At 65.8% G+C, this 6,290-nt stretch carries 8 protein-coding genes, 1 tRNA gene and 1 pseudogene; 5 read left to right on the forward strand and 5 right to left on the reverse strand.

Annotated elements, in window-relative coordinates:
- Positions 1-88: 88 nt before the first annotated feature.
- The gene (locus PKD89_RS03250) at positions 89-511 is read left to right on the forward strand and encodes a pyridoxamine 5'-phosphate oxidase family protein (RefSeq protein ID WP_287393968.1); all 423 of its coding nucleotides are present in this window, start codon (positions 89-91) and stop codon (positions 509-511) included.
- 64 nt (positions 512-575) lie between these two features.
- On the opposite strand, the gene PKD89_RS03255 is transcribed toward PKD89_RS03250, so the two are convergent.
- Positions 576-1,109 (reverse strand): hypothetical protein, encoded by a 534-nt coding sequence (locus tag PKD89_RS03255; RefSeq protein ID WP_289011383.1) that lies wholly within the window; start codon positions 1,107-1,109, stop codon positions 576-578.
- A gap of 191 nt (positions 1,110-1,300) precedes the next feature.
- Between PKD89_RS03255 and PKD89_RS03260 the strand changes: the two genes are divergently transcribed.
- From PKD89_RS03260 to PKD89_RS03275, 3 genes and pseudogenes are all read left to right on the forward strand, one after another.
- A tRNA-Arg gene (locus PKD89_RS03260) sits at positions 1,301-1,377 on the forward strand.
- A 236-nt stretch (positions 1,378-1,613) separates the two neighbouring features.
- Positions 1,614-2,679: pseudogene (locus tag PKD89_RS19780) on the forward strand (linear amide C-N hydrolase).
- A gap of 261 nt (positions 2,680-2,940) precedes the next feature.
- Positions 2,941-3,270: a helix-turn-helix transcriptional regulator gene (locus PKD89_RS03275; RefSeq protein ID WP_289011385.1), complete on the forward strand. Its 330-nt coding sequence runs from the start codon at positions 2,941-2,943 to the stop codon at positions 3,268-3,270.
- A gap of 178 nt (positions 3,271-3,448) precedes the next feature.
- Here PKD89_RS03275 and PKD89_RS03280 read toward each other — a convergent pair whose 3' ends face one another.
- From PKD89_RS03280 to PKD89_RS03290, 3 genes are all read right to left on the reverse strand, one after another.
- A complete protein-coding gene (locus PKD89_RS03280; RefSeq protein ID WP_289011386.1) occupies positions 3,449-3,838 on the reverse strand; it encodes a type II toxin-antitoxin system VapC family toxin in 390 nt (129 codons plus the stop codon).
- Positions 3,835-4,068 (reverse strand): FitA-like ribbon-helix-helix domain-containing protein, encoded by a 234-nt coding sequence (locus PKD89_RS03285; RefSeq protein WP_287393956.1) that lies wholly within the window; start codon positions 4,066-4,068, stop codon positions 3,835-3,837. The genes PKD89_RS03280 and PKD89_RS03285 overlap by 4 nt, the downstream gene beginning before the upstream one ends.
- Before the next feature lie 108 nt (positions 4,069-4,176).
- Positions 4,177-4,548, reverse strand: coding sequence for a DUF952 domain-containing protein (locus PKD89_RS03290; protein ID WP_289011388.1), 372 nt, complete (start codon positions 4,546-4,548; stop codon positions 4,177-4,179).
- An 83-nt stretch (positions 4,549-4,631) separates the two neighbouring features.
- On the opposite strand from PKD89_RS03290, the gene bioB reads away from it, so the two are divergent.
- Complete coding sequence (bioB, locus tag PKD89_RS03295) at positions 4,632-5,639, forward strand: biotin synthase BioB (protein WP_349257316.1); 1,008 nt, start codon at positions 4,632-4,634, stop codon at positions 5,637-5,639.
- A 42-nt stretch (positions 5,640-5,681) separates the two neighbouring features.
- On the opposite strand, the gene PKD89_RS03300 is transcribed toward bioB, so the two are convergent.
- A complete protein-coding gene (locus PKD89_RS03300) occupies positions 5,682-5,897 on the reverse strand; it encodes a hypothetical protein (RefSeq protein WP_324332270.1) in 216 nt (71 codons plus the stop codon).
- Positions 5,898-6,290 lie beyond the last annotated feature (393 nt).

Consider the following 6,290-nt stretch of genomic DNA (forward strand, 5'->3'; position numbering starts at 1 on the left):
CCGACCGACACCTGCGGCGCCGCGGCGCCGTCGTTGCTGGTAGACCAAAGGGGGAGCCGATCAAGCAACGAGCGAGGGGACCGCCCAGATGACTGGCAACGTGGCCGAAGGAACCGAAGAGCTGAGCGAGGAGAAGTGCTGGGAGCTGCTCGCCAGGGAGCGGACCGGCCGCCTTGCTGTGGCGATCGGCAAGCATCCCGACATCTTCCCGGTCAACCATGTGATCGAGAAGCGCAAGATCGTGTTTCGCACCGACCCAGGCACCAAGTTGGCCGCAGCGGTGCTGGGCACCGGTGTCGCCTACGAGGTGGACCACGTCGACGCCGAGAGCGGCGTTGCCTGGAGCGTCGTCGTGAAAGGCCAAGCCCGCGAGTACCACACGGTCGACGATCTGATCCACGCCGAGGATCTGCCCCTGTTCCCGTGGGAGACCGGGGGGAAGCACCGCTACGTCGCCATCACTGCCGACGAGATCTCCGGCCGGCGCTTCCACGTCCTCGAACCGGAGTAGCGCTAGGCCGCTCAGGTCGTCGAGGAACGATGGCCGGAGCGCTCAGGTCGATGTGACGCCAGCGTCACCCATTGAGCCGGTCGAGGGCGATCTCGGCGACCTGTACCGAGGCTGCCCGGTCGTCGTCCTCGCCCTTAACCGCCACCTGCAGGTACCAGTCCTTGCCCTCCTGCGGGATGACGAGGCCGAGGGTGTCGTTCCAGTACGCCTCCGCCCCGAGGTCATCGACCGGTTCGGCGTCGACCATGTCCAGCGTGGACTGCCGGTCGGACTCGTTGTAGGCGGCGATCAGCACCAGTGGAAGCCCAGTTTCGGCGCTGGTGGTGCAGGTGCCGCGGAGAGCGCCCATCGCCTCGTCGACCTCGGGTTCCCCCGCCTTCTCGCCCGTGAGCGCCTGGAAATCCTCGGGTGTGAAGAGGCTGCAGAGGTCGGGCACATCGGTGTCGAGCGCCTCGGACTGTTCCGGGGTCTCGGACGCCGGGGCCACGGTTTCGTCGGCGCTCTCGTTGTCACCGCCGCAACCGGAGAGTGCCATCACGGCGGCAAGGACCACCGCCGCCAGTCGAGGCACGGTCAGACCAACTGGTGAAGTTTTCATAAACTCCCGATCCGTTATGCGTATTCCGACGCGTGCATCATTCTCCTGTCCGACTACGGAGAGCCAATCGAAGGGCCGGCCATGGGACGGGCTACCAACCGCCTGAACCGCGCACCGTAGGATTGAGCGTTCAGCCGGACCGGCAAGCACGTGCGGGGTCTACTCCCACGTTCCCAACCGGCCCCATCCTCGCCCCGGTAGCTCAGTTGGATAGAGCGACCGCCTCCTAAGCGGTAGGCCACAGGTTCGATTCCTGTCCGGGGCACCAAGCGACCATCGCCCGGGGAAGCAAGGGCGCCCACTCAGCGCCGAAGTCCTCGATCTCATGACTGTCAGCGGACCAGCCGGAACGGACACAAGTGGTCAACGCCAAATCTCCAATCGGGGTTCGAACTCGGGAGTGGGAGGGCTGACGACCGTTGCTCAGCTCTCGAAACACAACCTTGCCCAGGTGGAATTCAGCACCGGCCAACCGGTCACAACCTAAAGAAAAGAGCAACGAACATGTGCACGCGAGTGGTGTGGCCCGACGCCAACGGGGCGGTCATCGTTGGCCGCAACATGGACTTCCACGAAGACCTGATGACGAACCTGTGGACACAGCCGCGCGGCATCTCGAGAGAGACGGTGTAAACGGTGCGCTGACGTGGACGTCGAAGTACGGAAGCGTCGTGGCGGGCGCGTTCGACATGATCTCCGTCCACGGTCTCAACGAAGCTGGCCTTGCGGGGCACGTGTGGTTGGCGGAGTCCGATTACGGCACTCCAGACAGCAGCCGCACGCAACTAGGCCAAGCAGTCTGGATGCAGTACTTCCTCGACAATTTCGCCACCGTCGACGAAGTCGCCGCATGGGTGCAGTCCACCGACGTCCAGGTCGTCCAGATGATCGACCCCACCGGCGGCAAGCCTCCGGCGATCCACCTCGCCCTCGGCGACGCCACCGGCGACTCGTGCATCATCGAGTACCGCGAGGGCAAGCCGAAGGTGTTCCACAGCCGGGACTACGTCGTCATGACGAACTCGACGACCTACGACAAGCAGCTCGAGCTGGCCAAGATGATTACCGGGCTGGGTGGGGACCAGCCCATCCCGGGATCCACCCTGGCGAGCGACCGGTTCGCACGTGCGTCGTACTACGTCAGCAGGCTGGAGCGGCCGAAGACGGAGCTTCAGGCGGTCGCAGGCATGTTCAGCGTCATCCGCAACGCTGCCCAGCCGTTCCGCGCGCCGGATCTTGGCAAGCCCGAAGCTTCACAAACCCTGTGGCAGACGGTCTCCGACCTGACGAACAAGCGGTACGTGTTCGCCTCGACCACCCGTCCGAACGTGGTGTGGGTCGAACTCGACCAGCCTCAACCACACCCAACACCAACGACAACTCCACTGAGGACCACCCCGTCCTCACCCAAGCTGTCCCAAACCCCGCCCGCCATCCTCAGGTCAGATGGCGTTCAACAATCGCCGGCGACGTCAGCGACAAGTTCGAAGACAAGGGGAACTTCAACTTCCTCACCATGGCCATGGAGAAGCAGCTGCTTGATGCTGCCGATACGAAGGCCGCCGAGTAGGCCAGCGCTGGGGGTCCGGTTGACAGTGTCTACCTGGTGGGTATCCTCTCAAGGTGAAGCGGAGGACGTGCCCTGACAACACACAACTTCGTTCTGATTCTCAATCGGCCTATCGATGAGGCAACCAGCGACCTGCTCCTTGAAGCTGGACTCGACGATGCCGCCGTCACAGCATTCGACGGGCATCCGGCGCTTGATGTCGACCGTGACGCCCCTACCCTGCTCGAGGCCATTGCTTCGGCTACCGCTCAGGCCGAGACAGTGGCAGGTATTCGGGTCCTGCGAGTTGAGGGTGAGGAGCTTGTCTCCCAGGCCGACATCGCCGAGCGAACTGGCCGCAGCCGCCAAGCCGTCAATCATTGGATCAAGCGAGATGCCAACAGCTCGGGATTTCCCGAACCTGCACACGGCGCATCGAGCCGGTCACCGCTGTGGCGCTGGACCGACGTGCGGGATTGGCTCGGCGGCGTCGCGTCCCCCGATGAACGGGGACGAATCATTGCCCTTACCAACGCGACGCTTGTTGCTCGTCGCAACCTCAACTCCGAAGTCGAGCGCCAGCTCATCGACACGTTACTTGCGGCCGGCTGACCACCGTTCGGGATGATCCGAGAGGATCCCGAACATCGAGCGCCAAATCCGGCGAGCCCTCGCTCGCGGCATACGCCACCTCGCAGGCCAGTGAAGCGGTCGGGGAACTCCGCGAGGGCGACCAACTCACCTTGAGCTTGACGCCGCCGTAGCGAAGTGCCGCTGTAGCCGTCTCCGACTACGGCACGACGATGTCGGCACGGTGACCAGGTGCGCCGGCCAGACGGGAATCGAAGGTGAGGAGCGTTGCTGCCAGTGACTCCGCCAGGGCGACGTAGACGGCGTCGTACATGGTGAGGTTGTGGCACAACTCGAAGGCTCGCCCCATCAGGACATCGTGTCCGTATCGTTCGGCAGGCATTTGCCGAACCGACTCAAGGTGATCGGCGCCCATCGCTTCGCTGACGACGCCCTGAGCCACAAGGCGGCGGAGCACGGACCCGACCTCGACGACCATCAGCTCGGGCACATGGAGCGACCGATCCCTTGCAATGGCGTCGCCAACGCGGCGACCCCGTTCGGTCCACAGGACCAGCTCCACAACGGCCGATGCGTCGAGAACGATCACCGGGCGTCACGCAGCTCGCGAACCAGAGCGGCCGCATCGATTTCCACGTTCGGCCCAGTGCGGTCGCGCCGTTCAAGCCGAGTGAGGAACTCATCGACGGTAGGCCGATCCAGCGATCGCCTGAGCACCATCAGCGCATGCTCGGACACCGATCGGCCCTCCATGGCCGCACGCGCCTTCAAGCGTCGATGGTCGTCTTCTGGAACATGTCGAATCTGAAGAGAGGGCATGCGCACATCATACTCTCATGCATTTCGCATGACCTCCGCCACGTCATCTGGAACCGAGATGCTGACTCGAGTCATGCGCATAGTGCACGAATCGGGCCGTCAGCTGTCTCATGGCGGGCCGAAGCCGGTGAAGGCGCCGCTGGAATCGCGCTCAGCGTTTCGTACCTCGGTAATCGAATCGACCGGCACCGCCGCGTAGATGTGCGGGTAGATCAGCGGGTCGGCGTCGAAGCGCACCTCGCCGGTCACCCGGCCCAGGTCGATCGTGAGGCATACGTAGGGTCGATCGTCGGCCGAGTAGTACTCATTGGCCGGGATCAGCAAGGTCTCCAGGTCGTTCGTCGTATGCACGAAACCCTCGTCGACGAACGCCTCGGGCTGATAGGAACCGCTCGCCTTCTGGGCCTCCCAGACCTCTTTGGGGGTGATGTGAAAGGTGAGGCCGGTCGGGATGGGGCGCTGGTTTCCGTCGTCGCTCATCGGGCCATGTCATCACAGGGTTGGATCGGCGAGGCAAAGACCGCGACACTTTCGCGGTGACCGACACGATGAACCCCTCGACGATGTCCCCGGCCGCGACCACGTCGGAGGCCGCCGCACCGGCGACCGGCGCCGCGGACCACCTGCGCCACGACTGGACCGCCGACGAGGTGACCGCCCTGTTCGAGCTGCCGCTGACCGACCTGCTGTGGCGGGCGCAGAGCACCCACCGTCGCCATCGCGAGCCCGACGCCGTGCAGCTGAGCACGCTGCTGTCGATCAAGACCGGGGCCTGCCCCGAGGACTGCGCCTATTGCCCGCAGGCCGCCCAGTACAACACCGGCCTGAAGCCCGAGCCGCTGATGGACACCGAGAAGGTGCTGACCGCCGCCCGCAGGGCAAAAGAGGCCGGTGCCCAGCGGTTCTGCATGGGCGCCGCCTGGCGCTCGCCCAAGGACCGCGACATCGAGCGTGTGAGCGCCATGATCGAGGGCGTCAAGGCGCTGGGCCTGGAGACCTGCATGACCCTGGGCATGCTGAGCGACGACCACGCCGAGGCGCTGGCCAACGCCGGCCTGGACTACTACAACCACAACCTGGATACCTCGGCCGAGTACTACGAGGAGATCATCACCACCCGCACCTACGGCGATCGCCTGGACACCCTGGATGCCGTGCGCTCGGCGGGCATGAAGGTGTGCTGCGGCGGCATCGTGGGCATGGGCGAGACCCGGGCCGATCGCGTCGGGCTGCTGATGACCCTGGCCAACCTGGCCCACCACCCCGAGTCGGTGCCGATCAACGAGCTGGTGCAGGTGCCGGGCACGCCGCTGGCCGACGGCGAGACGCTCGACCCGTTCGAGTTTGTGCGCACTGTCGCAGTCGCCCGGCTGATGATGCCCGACTCGGCGGTGCGCCTGAGCGCCGGGCGCACCGAGATGAGCGACGAGCTGCAGGCCCTGTGCTTCACCGCCGGAGCGGACAGCATCTTCTACGGCGAGAAGCTGCTGACGACCGATAACCCCGAAGGCAACACCGACCGCGAGCTGCTCGACCGCATCGGCCTGCGGGCCGGGCTGACCGAGAGCTGAGCTGGGTCCTGGCCGGGCCCAAGCGAGCCGGCACATCCCGAATCAGGTCGACGAGGGATTCTCGCGGCGTTCGACGACGATCCGCGCCCGCGGCCGCGCCGGGGGTGTGACCGACAGCTCCACCTCGAGCGGCGATTCGGCAGTGTGCCTGAGGTGCAGGATGCCCTGGCGCCGCACCGGCTTGGCCAGCCCGGAGCGCAGCTCGACGAGCTCGGTGGCCCCCAGCACGGCGGCCACCACCTGATCATCGCCGAGCATGACCAGCCCCAAGCCCTCGTGGTCCTCGGGGACCAGGTGCGGATGTCGGCGCAGAAAGTCGCCCAGCGCAGCGCCGACCCGCTGCGCGTCGACGTCCCCCGAGGCGCCACCCGGTAACGCCTCGCCGGCGCCAAGGATGGCTTGCTGGAACGATTCGACGTCGCCGGGTTCCCATCGTTGGGGGGCCAGCCAGAGCAGCGAACCCTCCCGACGCGCCCGGCCGGACAGCCGGACGTGCCATCGCTCCGCCGGCCGCAGCTCGGCCCCAGAGCCGCTCTCGCGCTGCTCGTCGGGACGGACTCTGAACGGCGCGGAATCGAACCCACCCTCGACCTCCGCTAGGAGCGTGGGTCAGTAACGGGTAGTTGGGTGGTGGACGCACGTCGGTGATGG

Source organism: Candidatus Neomicrothrix sp. (assembly GCF_035329545.1).
In the GTDB taxonomy this organism is placed as follows: domain Bacteria; phylum Actinomycetota; class Acidimicrobiia; order Acidimicrobiales; family Microtrichaceae; genus Microthrix; species Microthrix subdominans.

Coding starts and splice junctions, on each gene's coding strand:
- PKD89_RS03250 (WP_287393968.1), top strand. CDS start 89: ATGACTGGCAACGTGGCCGAAGGAACCGAAGAGCTGAGCGAGGAGAAG.
- PKD89_RS03255 (WP_289011383.1), bottom strand. CDS start 1,109: ATGAAAACTTCACCAGTTGGTCTGACCGTGCCTCGACTGGCGGCGGTG.
- PKD89_RS03285 (WP_287393956.1), bottom strand. CDS start 4,068: ATGCCCTCTCTTCAGATTCGACATGTTCCAGAAGACGACCATCGACGC.
- PKD89_RS03290 (WP_289011388.1), bottom strand. CDS start 4,548: ATGAGCGACGACGGAAACCAGCGCCCCATCCCGACCGGCCTCACCTTT.
- bioB (WP_349257316.1), top strand. CDS start 4,632: ATGTCCCCGGCCGCGACCACGTCGGAGGCCGCCGCACCGGCGACCGGC.
- PKD89_RS03300 (WP_324332270.1), bottom strand. CDS start 5,897: ATGCTCGGCGATGATCAGGTGGTGGCCGCCGTGCTGGGGGCCACCGAG.